The 20,173-nt window shown below is 35.7% G+C and carries 14 protein-coding genes; 9 read left to right on the top strand and 5 right to left on the bottom strand.

All coding sequences use genetic code 11. The annotated features are described in order from the left end of the window. Positions 1 to 88: 88 nt before the first annotated feature. The 4 genes from secDF to EHC72_RS12785 form a co-directional block, all read right to left on the bottom strand. The gene (secDF, locus tag EHC72_RS12800; protein ID WP_131538101.1) at positions 89 to 3,073 is read right to left on the bottom strand and encodes a protein translocase subunit SecDF; all 2,985 of its coding nucleotides are present in this window, start codon (positions 3,071 to 3,073) and stop codon (positions 89 to 91) included. Positions 3,074 to 3,392: 319 nt separating this feature from the next. Continuing rightward, complete coding sequence (locus EHC72_RS12795; protein ID WP_131538100.1) at positions 3,393 to 3,902, bottom strand: dihydrofolate reductase; 510 nt, start codon at positions 3,900 to 3,902, stop codon at positions 3,393 to 3,395. A 74-nt stretch (positions 3,903 to 3,976) separates the two neighbouring features. Beyond that, positions 3,977 to 4,348 carry a four helix bundle protein gene (locus tag EHC72_RS12790; protein WP_170311729.1) on the bottom strand — a complete coding sequence of 124 codons (372 nt, stop codon included), beginning with the start codon at positions 4,346 to 4,348 and terminating at the stop codon, positions 3,977 to 3,979. A 101-nt stretch (positions 4,349 to 4,449) separates the two neighbouring features. Further along, on the bottom strand, positions 4,450 to 5,244 hold the full coding sequence (locus tag EHC72_RS12785; RefSeq protein WP_131538098.1) for a thymidylate synthase: 795 nt from the start codon (positions 5,242 to 5,244) through the stop codon (positions 4,450 to 4,452). Positions 5,245 to 5,428: 184 nt separating this feature from the next. On the opposite strand from EHC72_RS12785, the gene ispE reads away from it, so the two are divergent. The 4 genes from ispE (at position 5,429) to EHC72_RS12765 (ending at position 8,787) form a co-directional block, all read left to right on the top strand. Continuing rightward, positions 5,429 to 6,232, top strand: a complete 804-nt coding sequence (ispE, locus tag EHC72_RS12780) for a 4-(cytidine 5'-diphospho)-2-C-methyl-D-erythritol kinase (protein ID WP_131538097.1) — start codon at positions 5,429 to 5,431, stop codon at positions 6,230 to 6,232. Between the two features lie 58 nt (positions 6,233 to 6,290). Next, positions 6,291 to 6,707 (top strand): OsmC family protein, encoded by a 417-nt coding sequence (locus EHC72_RS12775; RefSeq protein ID WP_131538096.1) that lies wholly within the window; start codon positions 6,291 to 6,293, stop codon positions 6,705 to 6,707. 120 nt (positions 6,708 to 6,827) lie between these two features. After that, positions 6,828 to 7,994, top strand: coding sequence for a trans-sulfuration enzyme family protein (locus EHC72_RS12770; protein ID WP_131538095.1), 1,167 nt, complete (start codon positions 6,828 to 6,830; stop codon positions 7,992 to 7,994). Between the two features lie 112 nt (positions 7,995 to 8,106). Continuing rightward, positions 8,107 to 8,787 (top strand): DNA alkylation repair protein, encoded by a 681-nt coding sequence (locus EHC72_RS12765; RefSeq protein ID WP_131538094.1) that lies wholly within the window; start codon positions 8,107 to 8,109, stop codon positions 8,785 to 8,787. Between the two features lies 1 nt (position 8,788). On the opposite strand, the gene EHC72_RS22950 is transcribed toward EHC72_RS12765, so the two are convergent. Continuing rightward, positions 8,789 to 10,282 carry a hypothetical protein gene (locus EHC72_RS22950; protein WP_211660311.1) on the bottom strand — a complete coding sequence of 498 codons (1,494 nt, stop codon included), beginning with the start codon at positions 10,280 to 10,282 and terminating at the stop codon, positions 8,789 to 8,791. A gap of 290 nt (positions 10,283 to 10,572) precedes the next feature. Between EHC72_RS22950 and EHC72_RS12755 the strand changes: the two genes are divergently transcribed. The 5 genes from EHC72_RS12755 (at position 10,573) to EHC72_RS12735 (ending at position 20,163) form a co-directional block, all read left to right on the top strand. Beyond that, positions 10,573 to 11,292 carry a pirin family protein gene (locus EHC72_RS12755; RefSeq protein WP_131538093.1) on the top strand — a complete coding sequence of 240 codons (720 nt, stop codon included), beginning with the start codon at positions 10,573 to 10,575 and terminating at the stop codon, positions 11,290 to 11,292. 66 nt (positions 11,293 to 11,358) lie between these two features. Next, entirely contained in the window at positions 11,359 to 11,655 is a 297-nt protein-coding gene (locus EHC72_RS12750) for a hypothetical protein (RefSeq protein WP_131538092.1), read from the top strand. A gap of 733 nt (positions 11,656 to 12,388) precedes the next feature. Further along, the gene (locus EHC72_RS12745) at positions 12,389 to 14,008 is read left to right on the top strand and encodes a histidine kinase (protein ID WP_131538091.1); all 1,620 of its coding nucleotides are present in this window, start codon (positions 12,389 to 12,391) and stop codon (positions 14,006 to 14,008) included. Positions 14,009 to 14,133: 125 nt separating this feature from the next. After that, the gene (locus EHC72_RS12740; protein WP_131538090.1) at positions 14,134 to 16,767 is read left to right on the top strand and encodes a zinc-dependent metalloprotease; all 2,634 of its coding nucleotides are present in this window, start codon (positions 14,134 to 14,136) and stop codon (positions 16,765 to 16,767) included. A gap of 33 nt (positions 16,768 to 16,800) precedes the next feature. Further along, on the top strand, positions 16,801 to 20,163 hold the full coding sequence (locus EHC72_RS12735) for a SusC/RagA family TonB-linked outer membrane protein (RefSeq protein ID WP_131538089.1): 3,363 nt from the start codon (positions 16,801 to 16,803) through the stop codon (positions 20,161 to 20,163). Positions 20,164 to 20,173: the final 10 nt, after the last annotated feature.

Raw genomic sequence — 20,173 nt, 5'->3', positions numbered from 1 at the left:
ATCTTTCCCCGAATGTAGATTAAGATTTGCTATAAAACAAAAAAGGGCATCTTTTTAAGATGCCCTTTAGTTTGAATATGATTGAAATTTATTTCTTCTCAGCTGAACTACCCAAATCAATTACAATAGGAGTAGAGATACATAATGATGAATATGTACCGATGATACGACCGATTAACAAGGCGAAAATAAATCCGCGGATGCTATCGCCACCGAAAATAAAGATTACCAATAACACGAAGAATACAGTTAATGATGTTAAAATAGTACGACTTAATGTACTGTTCAACGCGAAGTTGATTAAGTTGTTACGCTCTTCACCATGTAAATCTTCTTTACCAGATTCTTTTAATTTCTCACGGATACGGTCAAACACAACAACTGTCTCCGTCATGGTGTAACCCATTACTGTTAAAATTGCTGCGATGAAATCCTGACCAATTTCTAGTGAGAATGGCATAATACCATCCAAAATAGTATAGAATGAAAGTACCATTAATACATCATGGAATAATGCGATTACCGCACCTAAACCATATTGCCATTTTTTGAATCGTACTACGATATAGATAAACATGAATAAACATGAGATCAATACTGCATAGAAAGCACCGTTTACAATATCACTAGCGATAATTGGAGTAACTTTTTGCGAGCTTACAATTTCATATTTAGAACCTGATAAACCTTTATTTAAAGCATCTTCTACAACTTTATCAGTTTTAACATCTTGATCTTCAATATGGAAAGTTGTAGTAATTTTAACCTGGCTATCTTCACCTGCAGTTTTAACTTCTGGCGTTTCGTTACCGAATACCGGGTTTAACTTAGATTTTAAATCTTCAGTATTAACAGCTTTATCAAAGTGAACTAAGTAAGTTCTACCACCTTTAAAATCAACACCTAAGTTTAAACCACCGTTTTTGAAGTACATTCCAATACCAGCAAGAATAATGATGGTAGAGATTACATAATAGATTTTACGACGACCAACAAAGTTGAAGCTGATATTTTTGAATGCGTTACGAGTGATGCTGTTATCGAAGCTAACTTCAATTTTGCGGTTTAACAACGATTCGAAAACTACTCTCGAAATAGCTACAGCAGCAAATAATGAAGAAAGGATACCAATACATAATGTAGTTGCGAAACCTTGAACCGGGCCACTACCGAAAGCATAAAGGATAGCACCTAAAATAAATAAGGTAACGTTTGAGTCAATGATTGAAGGCATTGCATGTTTAAAACCTTCTTTAATTGCTGCAGAAGTACTTTTGCCATGGGCAAGTTCTTCACGCACACGCTCAAAGATCAGGATGTTTGCATCAACAGATAAACCTATGGTTAATACGATACCAGCAATACCAGGCAATGTTAAAACTGCACCTAATGATACTAAAATACCAATGATGAAGAATAAGTTTAATAACAATGCAAAGTTAGCAACCCAGCCTGCACGGTGATAATATAACGCCATGAAAACTAAGATTACAATAAATGCAATTACAAATGAAATTAAACCATCGTGAATTGCTTGTGCACCTAAAGTTGGTCCAACTACAAAGCTTCCAGCAATACGAGCAGGAGCAGGTAATTTACCAGCTTTTAAGATGTTTGATAAATCTTTAGTATCGTTTTGAGTAAAGTTACCGGTAATTGAAGAAACACCGTTAGGAATTTCGTTTTGTACTGTTGGTGCAGAATATACTGCGTTATCCAATACAATGGCAATTGCTTTTAAGTTATTTCGATCAGCAGAAGCTTCAGCAGTAATTTTTTTCCATTTTGCAGCACCTTCGCTGGTCATGTACATGGTTACTTCTGGTTTACCTTTTTGATCAAAGTCATTACGAGAATCGCTAATTGCCTCACCGCCTAAATCTGGCTTGCCATCAGCATTAACTGCTTTAATAGCATAAAGTTCGAAAACTTTAGTGTTTTCCATTGGTTTAACGCTCCACATAAACTTCATAGTAGAAGGAATAGATGCAGCAACCTCTGGAATTTTGAAGTATGCATTTACTTTAGCAGTATCTTTTTGAGCAACCCAACCAACAATTGGTCCTGGACGTAATTGTTGTTGTCCGTTTTCTGCAGTATAAGTAGGAACACTTAATACAGAGAATAATGGGTTAGATTTTGCTAATTCTGCTTTAACAGCAGTAGAATCTTTTTTACCTAAGCCAGCAAGTTTACCACCTTTATCGGTTGAATCTTTAGTTGCTGCTTTTTCTAAACCAGCTAACTTACCACCAGCAGCCGGAGCCGCAGCGGTTGTATCTTTAGCAGCAGTTTTAGTATCTTTTAAAGTAGCGGCTAAAGTTTTGTTAATTCCTTCTAATACCGGAAGAACTTCCTGTATTTGATATACTTGCCAGAATTGTAATTCGGCAGAACCTTGAAGTAATTTAGAAATACGATCTTTATCCTGTACACCTGGCATCTCGATTAAGATACGGTTGCTACCTTCTTGCTTTTGCATGTTAGGACTTACCACACCAAAACCATCAATACGTGAACGTAAGATGTAGAATGAACGATCGATAGCACTTGTTGCTTCTTTCTCTAAGAAAGATTGAACTTCACCATTGCTTGCTGTGGATTTTAACTGAGTAGCGTTATCCTGATTAGAAAAGTAATCTGCAAGTTTTACACCTGGGCTTAATTTCTCAAATTCATTAATAAATAATTTGATGTAATCTTTACCACCAGCGTTAAGTTGGGTTTGTGCATTTTGCAATGCTTTGTTAAAATTAGCATCAGTAGGGTTGCCCGCTAAAGATTTAACTAATTCTGATAACGATATCTCCATCGTTACGTTCATACCACCTTTTAAGTCTAAACCTAAGTTGATCTCTTTGGATTTAACTTCTTGATAAGTGAAGCCTAATAAAGGATAAACCTTAACTGTGCTCATCGAATCCAGATATGCCTTTTCTTTGGCCATATCCCCTTTAGCATAGTTTTTAGCATCTTTCTCTACACTGGAAGATACCAGAGTAAAGGAAAGTGCGTACGCACAAACGATAGCCAATACTATCGCTATAAACTTAATAAAACCTTTTCCTTGCATTGTTTGTTTAAAATAATTTGTCTTTCGCTGTTTTTTAACAAGTCGGCAAATCTAATTAAATTTTTAAATTATAGAACCCCTTAATTGATAATTTATTAAGATTAATTTTTATGGAGCAATTATCATCGCTTCCGTTACACTAATGTTTTTCAAAAATGGAGTGTTTCTGCTTATTTTATTTGAAAAACAGGTGTAGTAGCTTTTAGCTTCAGTTTGGCCCCGCTAATGTTTCTGCCGAAGAAAAATCGGCATCCACGAATATCGGGTTTAGATGGCTTAGACAGCCGTTACCAACGAAATACTTACAGATTTAAATGATCTATTTTCGTTCAAAAACCTCAAAAGTATAATCGTATTTGTTTTTCTCGTCGGCTTTATGTTGTTCACTACTCACTAATTTCCATTCACTTTTATCAATTTCAGGAAAAAATGTATCAGCCTCAAAATTATGGTGGATTGTTGTTAAAAATAAAGTATTTGTTTTAGGTAAGGCTTGTCTGTAAATTTCAGCTCCGCCAACAATAAATACATCCTTTTCTTCATTCTTGCTCATAGATAAAGCATCATCAAGGCTATTTACTACTTCTACGCCATCAATTTTTAAAGTTTTATCACGGGTAATTACAATATTTCTTCGGTTTGGTAACGGTTTACCAACTGAATCGAAGGTTTTGCGCCCCATAATAACCGTATGGCCACTGGTAGTTTGCTTAAAGAATTTTAAATCAGCGGGCATATGCCATAATAGCTGATTGTTTTTACCAATGGCGAAATTTTCGCCAACAGCAACTGCAATGGAAAGGAAAGGAAGTTTTTGTTCAATAGTCATTGGTCATTTGTTTATTAGTACTTTGCATTGTGCCTTAGTAGCAATGTTAAAAAAGTATGCAATTTATTAATGAATTAAGATTTGATTAAATTTTTTCCAATATACTTTATATAGGCATTAAGCTTTAAATGAATGGTTTCTAATTCAATATAAAGTTCAGAATAACGGTCCTCAGTTATTAAATTTCTGTTTTTTGATTTCCTAAGAAATGATTTTACTTCTAAAATTGAACCGCGGCTATAATAGCAAAAGTTTTTATTTTCTTTAAAATGATATCGACCATATCCTTCTGCAATATTTGCACTAATGGAATCAGCAGCTCTGCACAACTGCTTTCCAATTGTATCTTTTGCAAAGTAATCCCATTTCATAACAATAACCCAAATTTTATCCGAAATTGACTCTGATAAGTTATAGACTTCTAAATCCTCTAATTTATAATTCATTCTTCTTTTTATTATGTGAATTAAAATCAAGGGATGATTAAAAAAAATGGGGATACAAATTTGCATCCAAACCAATGAACTAATGGCTAATGAGCAACTATTTATACGGCTACAATACCTTTTATATGTGGATGGGCCTCATAATTTTCGAGTGTGAAATCTTCGAACTTAAAATCAAAGATGCTTTTTACCTCTGGATTAATTTTCATGGTTGGCAAAGGTTTCGGCTCACGACTTAACTGAAGATTTGCTTGCTCAATATGGTTGTTATATAAATGAGCATCACCTAGCGTGTGGATGAAATCGCCAGCTTCTAAGCCGCAAACTTGTGCCACCATCATAGTTAACAGGGCATAAGAGGCAATATTAAAGGGAACACCCAAAAATATATCAGCGCTGCGTTGGTACAACTGACAACTTAACTTTCCATCGGCAACATAAAACTGAAAAAATGCATGACAAGGAGGTAGAGCCATGCTTTCAATTTCGGCAACATTCCATGCAGAAACTATAATTCTACGAGAATCGGGGTTATTTTTTATGGTGTTGATGATGTTGGTAATCTGGTCTATATGTTTTCCATCGGGTGTTGGCCAGCTTCTCCATTGCGAACCGTAAACCGGGCCTAAATTTCCATTAGCATCAGCCCATTCATCCCAAATACGAACGCCATTATCTTTTAAGTATTTAATGTTGGTATCGCCAGTTAAAAACCAAATTAACTCATGAATAATAGATTTTAGGTGCAACTTTTTCGTTGTTACCATAGGGAAACCTTCCTGTAGGTTGAAACGCATTTGATAGCCAAAAACGCTAATGGTTCCAGTGCCTGTTCTATCGTGTTTTTGTGCGCCGTTATCCAGCACGTGCTGCATTAAATCTAAATATTGTTTCATTCTCGTTTGATAATTTACAAATATCTAAAATTTATAATGTCTTGCCTTTAATAGTTTTCGACAATCTTAATTTTTTAAACAAGGCTAACGATTGCGAAGAATTTACATTTTGTATGTTTGCATATGAAGTTGGCGATTATTTAATTGAATGCTGAACTTTAAGACTCACAATTCACAACTTAAAATGTTATCTTTTCCAAACGCAAAAATAAATTTAGGCTTAAACATTACCGAAAAGCGTAAAGATGGTTACCACAATTTAGAAACTGTTTTTTATCCAATACAAGTTAAAGATGCTGTTGAAATTATAGATGCTAAAGAAACCAGCTGCATAATTAAAGGTATTGATGTGCCTGGCGATGCTACAGATAATATATGTTTAAAGGCTTTTGAATTATTGAGAAAAGATTTTGAAATTCCTCACCAGCAAATTATACTCTTAAAAAATATCCCTGTGGGGGCAGGCTTGGGCGGTGGCTCTGCTGATGCTGCCTTTTTGATTAAACTGGTTAACGATAAATTTAATTTAGGGTTATCTATCGAGCAAATGCAGGAGTATTGCAGGCAACTGGGTGCAGACTGTGCTTTTTTTATCGAAAATAAGCCTGTTTATGCTTTTGGTAAAGGTGATGAATTTGAAAATCTGGAGATAGATTTGTCATCCTATTATCTTGTTTTAGTAAAACCACCCGTCCATGTTAGCACTGCTGATGCTTATGCAGGTATAATTGCCAAAAAGCCTTTGCAATCCCTCAAAGAAATCATACATTTGCCCCTAACAACATGGAAATATAAGGTTACCAACGATTTCGAGCAATCGGTATTCGATAAGTATCCCCAAATTCGTCAAATAAAAACCAGTTTATACGATGCAGGCGCTACATTCGCTCTAATGAGTGGCAGCGGTTCATCGGTGTTTGCTATATTTAACCAACCGGTTAAACTGCCCGAACTGGAAAAAAATAACATTGTATATTATAATATTTAAATTAAGGTAGAGGGTTAAAAGGTTTAGGTCTTGATGCTCGATACATGATACTATTAAAATGGAAATAAATCTCATCCGCAAAAGCGGTAAATTTAATTTTGAAGCAGAAAACGAAAGTGGTTTTACTGTACAATTAGATGGAAAACCTGCCATAGGTGGCGAGGGCAAGGGTTTTAGACCAATGGAAATGCTATTAATTGGCTTAGGCGGTTGTAGTGGTATTGATGTGGTAAATGTTTTAACCAAGCAAAAGGAACCTTTAAACGATATTAAAATTAATATTAAGGCTACAAGAAAGGACGAAGAAATGCCTCCAATTTTTGATGTAATTAACATTAATTTCGATTTATATGGAGATGTGAGCGAAGCTAAAGTGCAACGGGCATTACAAATGACGTTTGATAAATATTGCTCTGTTTCTAATATTTTAGGCCGTTCTGCAACTATAAATTTTACATACGCAATTAATAAATAACAAATTAAAATAGAATTAGAAAGTAATAAGTATCAAAAGCGATAGGCAGAGTAGAGTAACAAATATACTCCGCACAAAATAATGATACCGAAAATCTTAATACTTGATACAAATAACATAATGAAATCTGAAAATTTTGAAACCATAGCCATTCGTACTCAAACCGAAAGAAGTGGGCATAAAGAGCATTCATCACCAATTTACTTAACATCAAGCTATAAATTTGACGATGCTGAAGATATGCGTGCTTTATTTGCTGGCGAAAAGGAAGGGAATGTATACAGCCGTTATGCAAACCCAAACACTTCAGAGCTGATTGAGAAAATGGCTCTTTTAGAAGGTGCAGAAACTGGTTGGGCTACTGCTACAGGTATGGCAGCTATATTCACTACTTTTGGAACTTTCCTCAAAAGTGGCGATCATGTTTTATCTAGCCGTTCCGTTTTTGGTTCTACCCACCAATTATTAAGCAATGTATTTAGTAAGTGGGGGGTAACTTATTCTTATGCAGATTTGGATAAACCTGAAGAATGGGAAGCTCTGATTCAATCAAATACTAAAATGATTTTTGTTGAAACCCCATCTAACCCTGGTATAGATATTATAGACCTTGAGTTTTTAGGTGGTTTGGCTAAAAAATATAATGTAATGCTTGCCGTTGATAATTGCTTTGCAACACCTTACTTGCAAAAGCCTCTAAAATTTGGAGCGCACATCTCTATTCATTCGGCAACAAAATATATTGATGGACAAGGGCGTACTTTAGGTGGAATTATTTTATCTACCAAAGAAATTATTGCTGAAATTGAAGGATTTGCCCGTCATAGCGGTCCGGCAATGTCTCCTTTTAACGCATGGATTTTATCCAAAAGTTTAGAAACACTTGCTGTACGTATGGATCGCCATTGCGAAAATGCTTTAAAGGTTGCCGAATATCTAGAAAAGCATCCTAAAATAAAATTAGTTAAATATCCATTTTTAAAATCGCACCCACAGTATGAAATTGCTAAAAAGCAGATGAGTCAGGGTGGTGGTATTGTTACCATTGTTGTTGAAGGTGGCGTTGAAGGTGCTCGCAAGTTTATGGATGGTCTTAAAATGTTCTCTATATCTGCAAACCTTGCCGATACACGTTCAATTGCTACACACCCAGCAACAAGTACGCACTCTAAATTAACTGAGGAGCAACGCGTTGAAGTTGGTATTGAACAAGGATCAATCCGTTTATCTATCGGTTTAGAGCATATTAACGATATTTTAGAAGATATTGAGCAGGCTTTAGCATAAAAGTATGGTTTGAGGTTTTATCTGTAAATCAAATTTTAAAATATAAAAGTGGGGCATCCGTTACGATAGCCCCATTTTTTTGTAAAAGGAATTTAAATATTTAATTTGCAGTATGACTGATGTAGATTTCATTATTTCTGAACTTAAGCTTTTAGGTAAACCAGATTATCTGAATAAAATGGCTCATTTTGGTATCGAAAATGAAAAAGCAATAGGAGTAAGTATTCCAGATTTACGGAAACTTGCCAAGCAAACTGGTAAAAATCAACAATTATCCCTCGATCTTTGGGAAACGGGGATTCATGAAGCCAGGATTTTGGCCAGTATAATTGGCGATTATAAGTTGGTAACAGAAGCACAAATAGATAGCTGGGTTAATGATTTTAATTCCTGGGATATATGCGATCAGGCTTGTAGTAATCTATTTTCAAAAACAAATTATTTTAAATCAAAGGCTTTAGCATATTCTGCCGCTATGCCAGAGTTTGTAAAGCGGGCTGGTTTTGTTTTAATGGCTGCTGCATCTGTTCATCTTAAAAACGAACCCAACGAAACCTTTATCGACTTTTTGCCCATAATACAAAGAGAGGCCTCCGATCAACGTAATTTTGTTAAAAAAGCTGTTAATTGGGCTTTAAGACAAATTGGTAAAAGAAATGCCGTTTTACATCAGCACGCAATTGATACTGCAAATAACATTTTAGCCCAAAATAATAAAAAGGCTAACTGGGTTGCACTTGATGCATTGCGAGAGCTGCAAAGCGAAAAAGCACTTAATAAACTATCTTTATAAACTAATTTTGCATAAAGCGCTTTAAACTTCCGTCGTTATTAAATTCAATAGAATAGCGTTCTCTGCTACCTGAAATACTTAGCGGATACCATCTTACCGCACCATCGGATATGTAAATGTAAACACTGCTATTGGGCTTTGCCCCCTCAATTTGTGCTGCTTTTTCATTGTATATTTTATTAACACGGGCGGCACTTGTGAAACTAATTTTGTTTAAAGAGATCAGTTTATCTTCCATTTTCTCCCTAACGGAAAGCTGCTCAGGCTTTGGTGCCGACCATTTTCCATCTTTATATTCATAATTATCTACATACTTAGGGTTTGTAGGGTGTTGCAGTTTAATGTTAATACGCCCATCATCATAAAAGTAAGCAGTTTGATAGATAAAAATTTCCTTGCCTACATATTGGGGCAATTGTTTTAAAGCAGTTTCTGCCTCTTGAAGTTGAGTAATATCATTTAAAAAACTTTTATCTTTTGCTTTTTCATCAACATGCTTAGAAGTTTGTGCTTGCACCTCTTTAATTATAATTTGAGCTTGAGAATCAATAATTTTTGGGTCCTCCTTAACATAAAAGATATCTATATACTCTTGTTTCGTTAGATCTAAATTGAGTAGATCTACAACCTTTTTTAAGCTGACTCTATGCGTTTGGCGTTTATCATCATTATATTCTAGTTCGAAGCGAACCATTGGTTGCTCATTAATATAAGTACCCGTTTGGTTTGCCGAAAGTAGTTTTGCTGCAGTTTTAATGCCTTTAAACTTAATTAATGGCGCTTTATCTGTTCCACCTAAGGTTTTAAACATTAAACCCAATATTGCTCTATACAGTAAAAGTATAGCTGGACAAATAATTAAAGGGTGCCCGAGGCTTAAAAACCTCCACCCATAATCGTAATTTTCTGTTTGAAAAGCATACATATAATAGCCAACCACAGTGGTACAAAGTACAAGCCAACCCACAGAAGCAAGCAGTAAAATCTTTTTGTTGATGCTAGCTTCCATCGCTGCAAACACGAAATAAGGTTTGCGTTTCATATTTGGATCAATCATTAAATCTACCCTATGACCAGAAGCAAACCGACGTTCGTGTGGTTTATTGTCATTTACAACTGTTTTTTGAGTTATTTCAGTATCTGCAAGGTTTTTAAAGGCTAACTGTAGTTCATAAATATCAACTTTTGCATTGGTTTTAGAGGTTTTAGTGGAGCTTAAAATCTTAGCCTCCCTCCGGATTCCATAATTTTTTAAATAGTCGATATTTCTTTTTGTGATGAAAACTTTTAATATCCATTTTTTAAAATAACCTGCTAAAAGAATTACCCACATTACAATAGAAACAAACAAAATACTCAAGGCAAACCAAGGGCTTGTATTGCTTAAAGCATTTAAGTTAGATGAATCAATAGTGTTGTAATATAAAATTATTGGAAAAGGGACAGCAAAAAACAGCATGAAGAGTATCCAGAATATAATATAGCCACGTTTCATAGAATAGAATTAGCGGTTTTAGATTTACGGTTCGCCTAAAATACAGCAAATTACAGACCAAGCTTAGCAAAATTGGAAAACTTAATATCGGTATTCATTGTTTTTCAATGCTTTGCCATTTGGAAAGCTAATCATCTTTACAAAAAGAAATGCTGTATTACTGCAATGCCCGTTAGTAATTATAGTTTTGGCCATTTTTTACAAAAAGCGATCATTCATTACTTATCCTACATCAATGTTTGGCAGGTAAAAGGGTAGTAAATTTGTATCATAAACAAGAAAGGAAATTTATGTCACAATTTATTTTGCACAAAGAAAACACCCGCGGTCATGCAAATCATGGTTGGTTAAATGCACATCACTCATTTAGTTTTGCAAACTATTACAATCCTGAAAGGATGCATTTTGGGGTTTTAAGAGTTTTAAATGATGACAGTATTGATGGTGGTATGGGCTTTGGTGCACACCCACACGATAACATGGAAATTATTACCATTCCATTAGCAGGCGCCATTGCACATAAAGATAGTATGGGAAATGCTGCAGTTATTAAAAATGGAGAAATTCAGGTAATGAGTGCCGGTACAGGAGTAAGCCATAGTGAGTTTAATGCAAACGCCGATGAACAATTAAATTTATTGCAGATTTGGTTGTTCCCAAACAAAAAGAATGTAACGCCACGTTACGATCAACAGGCTTTGGATGTTGCGGCAAGTCATAACAATTTTCAGCAAATATTATCGCCAAACCAAAATGATGCAGGCGTATGGATTCATCAAGACGCATGGTTTTCTTTAGGTAAATTTGATGAAGGTTTTGAAACCGAATACAAAATTAAAAAAGCTGGTAACGGTGTTTATGCTTTCGTAATTAACGGCGAAGTAACCATTGATGGGCAAACTTTAAGCAAAAGAGATGGCCTTGGTATTTGGGATACTAACAAAATCAACTTTAAAGCAAACTCTGCTGATGCCGAAGTGTTGTTGATGGATTTACCAATGGAATTGTAATACAAACCATAAAAAAGACATGCTGAAACAATTTAGCATGTCTTTTTTGTTAATAATAAAATTAATATGTTACACACCATACTTTATATAGGTCGCGATGCCGAAATTACTACAGTAATGCACCGCTTGCTAAATGCCAGACCAGAGTGGAACGGCTTAACCGTTTGCAATGATGACGAAGCTATTTCTATTTGCGAGAAGCAAAAGCTTGATTTGGTTTTGCTCGGCAATGGAATCAATCCAGAGTGCGAACGTGCTTTAAGAGAAAAGCTGACAAGTATACGGCCAGGATTAAAAATTATTCAGCATTATGGCGGTGGCAGTGGCTTGCTTTATGGAGAAATTATGGATGCATTGGCTTAGGCTGAATAGCCATAGTTAAATAAACCCGATTGCATACAAGGAAAGCGGGGCAGGATGAGCCATGAAATACTGCTATTCATTTCCAAATCAAAACCTATTAATTATTTGTAAAGCAAGGTTCGGTGCTTTTTTGAAAATATTGTCCTGCTTTACCCTCGCTGCCGCAAGCGTCTCGCTTGTGGTTGTATGCTGAATCCAGTCGTCGGGAAGGTTTTGTAGGGGTACAACGGGTGAATGTCAGCTGTTCGAGATGTTCCGCAGGCATCTCGAATTAACAATAAAAAGGGTTCTGTGAACCCTTAAATAAGTAAAGCTATAAATGACCTTCAGAATTTGAAAATCCTGTTTTATCAATAGTACGAGATGCGCTGAAAAAGCTAACATCTCGAACAGCTTGGGTAAAGCTATAAATGACCTTCAGAATTTGAAAATTCTGTTTTATCAATAGTACGAGATGCGCTGAAAAAGCTAACATCTCGAACAGCTTGCGGGAGCGGGGCAGGATGAGCCATGAAATACTGCTATTCATTTCCAAATCAAAACCTATTAATTATTTGTAAAACAAAGTTTCGTGCTTTTTTGAAAATATTGTCCAGATGGGAAGCTTTTAAGCTAAAATATCCTTCAAAACCTATCTCAATGGTCATTAGGGTATCATAAATAAGTGTTTAAAAGGCATGTAAGCACCTCATTAAAACCATACTCGGTTCACTTTTTCTATCTTTGCAGCCAAATGAAACTTCCGTTGCAAAATCCCAAATACCTGATAGTTATAGGTTTGGTAATCTTTCTATGTATTACTGGTGTTACTTTTTTTACTGGTAAGGTACTGGAAAAAAGAATGCACAATATTGCCGATTTTGCTGGGGTAAATCTGTACCGCCAAAAAGTGTTGCTTTATCAATATGAATTTAACAACATTATGAAGGGCACACAAATGGTTTCTAATGTTTTTCCAGATTTGGGGCCACAATTGGATAGCCACACCATTATGCAAACATTGGGCACTGTATTAATGGCTGATGATAAGGTTAAAAATGCCTGGTACGCAATTGTTAATGGAAAAGATACTTCATACGTTTATTTGGTAAAAGAGGTAAATACTTTTAAACAAAAAGTGATGCCTGCTTATATAAAAAACTGGGTAAGGAAACAGTTTACAGCCAGCAGTATAAACAATACTCGCGGGCAACAAGATCTTATTACCGACTCGCTCCATTGGTTAACCTCTAATAATACAGTGGTTGGTAAACGCGGTAAATTATTATCAGGTTTGGATATTGATCTTTTAGAATTACAACGTGCCTTTGTTAATATAGATTCAAAAGGAATGTCTTATGCCTACATGATGGATGAAAACGGCGTTTGCATTATTAGTCCGAATGAAAGGCAAATAGGCAAGAAATTATATTTGCCTAAACTAACACCAATAACCGGAAAGAACGAAAATTTTATCCGTTTTAATAGCGAAGTAGTTGAGTCTGAATATTTGGGCCTTCCTGTTACCCGCTATTATATCCCTACAGAAATTAATGGTTTAAAGTGGACTATTGTGGTTAATATTCCTTTATTTATATTGGAAGAAGATGTGGTTGCAATTCGTAAGTACTCGGTATATCTGGGTTTAATATCTGTGAGCATTATTTTGGGTCTCATTTGGTTGTATCAACGGAAATGGCAAAGGGAATTTTTATTGCGTAGGGAAGTAGAGATTAATCGGCAGGAAGTTTCCATGGAAAAGCAAGGATTAAAACTTATTGCTTCTCAGCAAGAAAAGGAAAATGCTATGATTCAGCTCAGTAAGCTAAAGGAAAAAGTAAATCCACATTTTTTATTCAATTCATTAAGTTCCTTAAATGCTTTAATTGATCAGGATTCTACGTTGGCAAAATCTTTTGTGGTAAAGCTATCAAGGGTATATCGATATGTGCTTGAATCTAACCCAAGTGGGCTGAGTACGGTTGAGGAAGAGTTGTACTTTATGAAAGAGTATTTCTTTTTGCTAAAAATCCGTTTCGGAGATGCATTGCAACCTTTGGATATTAATATTGATGCCGCAGAATTAACGGGTAAAATTCCTTTTATAAGCTTGCAAACATTGATAGAAAATGCAGTGAAACACAATATCCTTTCCAAAGAAAAACCACTTAAAATTACTATAGAAAGTAAAAAAGGGGTTATTGTGGTAAGTAATAATTTGCAGCTACGGCCTGATGTTAAAAACTCGGTAAAGCAAGGACTTAATTACCTTAAAAGTACCTATTCATATTTTGAAAATCAGGAATTTACATCCGGTATTGAAGCCGGGTTTTTCAAGTGCTACTTGCCTGTGTTGCATTTAACTGAATATTAATCAGGACATGATATTAAGTTAACAATAAAAAATTTCACTCCTTAAGACTGCGCTTTCACTAATTATATTGCACTACTCCACTCCGAAAAATTTCATAATGTGCCGATTATCTTCCACTTTGGAACATGATTTTGAATAAGACTTTATCTTTTTTAGTAGTTATAACTGGCTTGTTTACCGCACAGGTGAGCGCACAAATCCCTAAAAAACTGCCAGCTAAAATAACTAAGAAAGTACAGGCAGACACACTAAAAAAGAAAAATGCTGCAGATAGCACCAAGAGCAAAGATCTTAAAAGCTATAGTGAATTATTGAAGAAGGCAAAAACGGTTAATGGCCTTTTTAAAGTTCATCAGGTAGAAACAGATTATTACTTCGAAATTCCTTTAAACTTAATGGGAAAGGACTTTCTTGTGGTTAATAAAATATCATCTGTACCTCTGGCTTTAAATGAATCGGGGTTAAATAAAGGGATGAACTTTGAGAACAAGGTAATTCGCTTTTCGCAAAATAAACTGGCTAAAACCATTTGGGTAAAAACCATTGTACCGCAAGTAGAATCGCCTCTGGCAGATGCCATCACCCGTTCTGTAAACGATAACTTTATAGGTTCGGTAATTGAATCTTTCAAAATTGAAGCTTATAATCCAGATTCTTCTGCCGTGGTAGTTAAAGTAAATCGGGTTTTTGATGGTACAGACAAAAGCTTTAATGATGTTTTTACAGATGTAGGCTTAGGTACTGCAGCTAAAAGTTCTTTATCAGCAATAGAGCAGATTAAAAGTTTCCCTCAAAATGTTGTGGTACGTGCATTATTAAGTACTAGGGTTACAGAAGGGCAAAATAGCATTCCTATTAGTATGGCGGTAACCACAAACTTGCTTTTATTACCCGAAAAACCAATGAAACCTCGCTATGCCGATGATAGAGTAGGTTTTTTCTCCACACCTAGATGGTATTTTTCTGATAAGCAGCACGAAATGGAGAAAAGGCAACTATTAACCAGGTGGAGAATAGAACCTAAGCCAGAAGATTGTGAGCGTTATTTAAAAGGTGAATTGGTAGAACCAGCAAAGCCGATTGTATTTTATATAGATCCATCAACACCGCCACAATGGAGACAGGAAATTATTGCCGGAGTAGTAGATTGGCAAAAAGCTTTTGAAAAGGCAGGTTTTAAAAACGCCATTCAGGCTAAAGAAGTAAAAGATATTGCAGATTATGATGGCGATGACATCCGTTATTCGGAAATTACTTATGCAGCATCTCCAAAATCTAATGCAATGGGCCCGGCAGTGGTAGATCCACGTTCAGGAGAAATATTAGAATCTGATGTAATTTGGTGGCACAATGTAATGACTTCCCTACAATCGTGGATGAGGGTTCAAACTGGAGTAATAGATTCTGGCGCAAGAAATAATAAACTTACCGATGCCCGTATGGCACACGCCATCCGCTTTGTATCATCCCATGAAATTGGGCACACACTAGGTTTAAAACACAATATGGGTGCCTCATTCTCTTTTCCTGTTGATTCTTTGCGTTCGCCATCTTTTACCAATCGTATGGGCGGCACGGCATCTTCAATTATGGATTATGCCCGCTTTAATTATGTAGCTCAGCCAGAAGATAATGTAATCAATATTACACCACAAATTGGTTTGTACGATCAATATGCCATTGAATGGGGATACCGTTGGTTGGATATTGTAGATCCGCATGATGAAATTCCAGTATTAGCAAAATGGATTAAAAACCATGAAAATGATCCATTATATTTTTATGGAGATCAGCAAAGTAGCGCTAATGTAATTGATCCAAGATCTCAATCTGAAGATTTAGGTGATGATGCCGTAAAAGCAAGTCGCTATGGCTTATTAAACTTAAAGCGATTAATCCCTCAGATTATAAACTGGTCTGCAAAAGATGGTGAAGATTATTACCAGGCTGGTAAATTATACATGGCGGCTATTTTTCAATGGTCTACCTATGCAGAGCATGTAACCGCAAATATTGGTGGTTATTACCTTGAAAAACCAGTTAACGGCGACAAAAAAGATGCTTATACACCGGTGCCCAAAGCGATGCAGATTAAAGCGTTAAACTACCTTAAAGAAGAGGTTTTAAAAGATCCTGAGTGGTTGTTTAATAAAGATTTATTGAAGAAAACCTTCCCGATTAAAGATTCTCCGGCAGGACCGTATGAATATGCACCTTATAATTTAAGGCGTGAGTTTCAATATGGCGCCCTTTACAGCTTAGTATCACAAGAGCGCTTGCTTAGAATGTTGGAGATGGAAGTTTTGTTGGGCAAGGATAATGTATTTACTGTAGCCGAATTACTTAAAAACCTTCGAGAAACTGTATTCGCTAAAACTGTAAAAGGTAAAGCGCTTTCGATTACCGACCGCATGTTACAACAAAATTATGTAGATGTATTGCTGGTAAGTACCGATAAAATGTTGGAGAAAATTACCAAGACAACCCTAAACGATAACAGATTAAAAATTCAAAACCAATTGCAAACTTGTGATTTCAGCAATGAGGGTAAAGCCGCAGTAAATGGTGATGAAGCATCATTAAGAAACATTCAGGTAAGCTCCATGAGCAGAACATCAGATGTGGCTGCCGCAAAACGTACAGAGCTTTTACAGATTGTAACGCTTTTGGAGAAAAATAAAAACACAGGCGATGATGCAACCAAGGGTCATTATATGGACTTGATTTTAAGGATTCGTCAAAGTTTAAAAATGAACTAATGTAAAACCAATCAAAACTATTATAGAAGAAATATGAATAAACAATTACTAATAATGCTACTGTTGCTGTTTGGCTTTGGTCTTTCAGGTTTCAGTCAGAAACAAAAAACTATTACCGGGCAGGTGCTCGATGAAAAGGATGGTTTACCTATACCAGGTGCTTCGGTATTTGTAGATAATGCCATGATTGGCGAACAAAGTGGCATGCCAGGCGTAATTCAGAATACTGTGGTGGGTACCGTAACAGATGGAAATGGTAAATTCAGTTTAAAAGTACCAGAAGGTACAACTGCACTTAGAATTAGCTATTTGGGGTACAATTCTACACAGATAAGTATCATAAATAAAACACAGATTGTTGTTTCTTTAAAAAATAGCGAAAATACACTTGGCGAGGTTGTAGTAAATGGTTATACGGATATTGCTAAACGTAAAAATACTACAGCTACAGCAAAGCTTGAGTACGATAAGGTACGCCAAACTGGTGTTTCAGGGATCGACCAAATGCTTGAAGGGCAAGTAGCGGGAGTTTCTGTAGGGAATATTACAGGTGGGCCTGGGGCTGCTCCACAAATAAGAATTAGAGGTACAGTTTCTTTAAATGGAGCGCAAGATCCTCTTTGGGTGTTGGATGGACTTCCTTTAGACGGTACCAATTTGCCCAATACAATTGGTAAAGATCAAATAGATCAGCTGCGTAACCTGCCAATTGCTGGATTAAACCCTGATGATATTGCCGATATTACAATACTAAAAGATGCTGCGGCTACAGCCATTTATGGTGCAAGGGCAGCAAATGGCGTGATTGTAATTACCACCAAAAAGGGTAAAAAAGGACCAATGGCTATTAATTTTTCTGCAAACTCTTTCATTTCTCAACGCCCTGATCTTGATAAGCTTAACATGATGAATGCATCTGAAAAGGTAGATTTTGAATTGGGCTTAGCCTCAAGGTCTGATCTTACTTACAGAGATAGCCAAGGTGGAATTGCTAGAATTTTAAATAAAAGTGGCGAGCTTAATAAATATAGAACCGGTGGTTTTTCTGCATTGAGTACACAAACGCAAGCTGCAATTAATGCTTTAAGAGCAGATGGTACAGATTGGGAAAAGGAAATGTATCAAAATGCTGTTAACCAGCAATACACTTTAGGTTTATCTGGTGGTAGCGATCAGGCAACTTATTATTTCTCTGGTGGCTATTACAATGAAAAAGGTACAACCAAGCAAACCGGATTAGAACGCTACAGCTTAACACTAAAAACAGATTATAATATTACCGATAAATTAAAGGCAGGGGTAGGAGTTTTTGGCTCAAAAACAAAAAGAAATAACTTTTATACCGATCCTGATGGTTTTAGTAACCTAAGTAATTACACCAGAAACGTAAACCCTTATTTAACGGTAAGAGATGCAAATGGAAACTACAATTATGATCCTGATATTTTTGGTAACAAAGGTGGAGATGCTTATGTACCATTTAATATTGTTGAAGAACGCGAAAACACCCGTTATACTTTAGATAACAAAAGTTTAAAAGCCATTTTGGATTTAAGCTACCAAATTAATAAAAACCTAAATATTCGTACCGAATTAGGCTTACAGTTTGAAGATACTGGTGTAGAAAAATATGCTGCTCAAAATACTTATAACACACGTAAATTAAGACAGAGCACTAGTTTTTATAACTCAGCAACCAAGCAATATGAATATTATTTACCAGTAGGAGGTATAATTTACAACCAAAATAATTCAGCATTTCAATACAATTGGAAATCTATTTTGGAATATAAAAAGGTATTTAACGAAAAACACGAGATTGAAGCTTTGGCAGGGTCGGAGTTAAGAAGAACTTATGATGATGGGACAATGACAAGAGGCTTCGGTTACGATGATCGTACGCTGACTAACCAAGCCATTGTTTTCAGAAATTCTGCTGATGCCGCAAGATCAGATTTGAGATCTTACCAGAAAACACAACTTGAAAATGCCTATGCTTCGTTTTACGGTACATTATCTTATACTTATGATAGAAAGTATACTTTGTACGGAAGTATCCGTTATGATGGATCAGATTTATTTGGTGTAGATCCAAAATACAGATTTTTGCCAATCTATTCGCTATCAGGTGCTTGGAACGCTAGTGAAGAGAAATTCATTAAAAATATCAGCTGGATATCAAACCTTCGCGTACGTACTTCTTACGGTTTGCAAGGAAACATTGATAAAAATACTTCTCCATATGTGGTTGGTACGTATAACCAAACGGGAATTCTTCCTGGCGGAAACCAACCAACTATTGCATTAAGCAGTCCACCAAATGATAAATTAAGATGGGAGAAAACTTCTACTTTTAACGCCGGTGTAGATTTTGGTATTTTAAATAATGCCGTTCAGATTACATTTGATTATTATAACCGTTTCAGTAAAGACTTAATTGGAACTGAAATTTTGCAGCCAGAAAATGGTTTCAATTACACCAATTCAAACTATTCACAAATTAGAAATAAAGGTTTAGAGCTAACCATTTCTACAAGAAACATCAGTACACCTAATTTCCAATGGTTTACAGATTTTAATATTGCCCACAATAAAAGCAAGGTTGTTAGAGAAAAAGTGCGTGATAATCAGCTAAATCCTTCAAAAGAAGGTTATCCAGTTAATGCAATTTTCGTATTAAAAACAGCAGGATTAGATAAAAACGGACTTCCTTTATTCAATAAAAATGGTAAAACGGTTTCGCTTGAAGAGTTTTATCAATTGTATGATCCATATGCAGATAACGAATGGCTTGCCGGGAACTATTCAAACAGCGCCTTAAAAAATACCGATTTTCAAAACCTATACACCTATGCAGGTGATGGTGATGCGGAGTTTACAGGTGGTTTAACCAATCGTTTCCGTTATGCTAATTTCGATTTAGCTATAAGTGCACTTTTCAATATTAATAAACTGGTAAAACAGCAAGCGTTGTACAATCCAACTCAGGTTGATCGAGGTAGAAATTATTCAAAAGATATTTTAAATGCATGGTCGCCAGGAAACACAAGCAGTACTTTGCCTGCAATTTATGGCAATGCAACTTATAACGGTGATAGATGGATGGCTTATGCATGGCAAAATGGAAATGACCCGGCAAACTCTTTCAATGACCTGGATATTTTTGTAAAAAACATGAGTTATGTGCGCATTAACAGCATCCGTTTAGGCTACACTTTGCCAGCCAAAATTGCTGGTAAAATAAAAGCAAATAGTTTAAGATTAAGCTTGGAAGCCAGAAATCCATTTGTATTCGGAACAGATTATAAAGGCTACTTTGATCCAGAAACTTATGGAAATATTTATGCACAACCAATTACCAGAAGCTTTGCAATTGGTTTAAATGCTACTTTTTAATTTATATTAA

The sequence above is a fragment of the Pedobacter nototheniae genome, assembly GCF_004335085.1.
GTDB lineage: Bacteria > Bacteroidota > Bacteroidia > Sphingobacteriales > Sphingobacteriaceae > Pedobacter > Pedobacter nototheniae.
The sequence above is the reverse complement of the archived record's forward strand: the minus strand, read 5'-3'. Positions and strand labels throughout refer to the sequence as shown.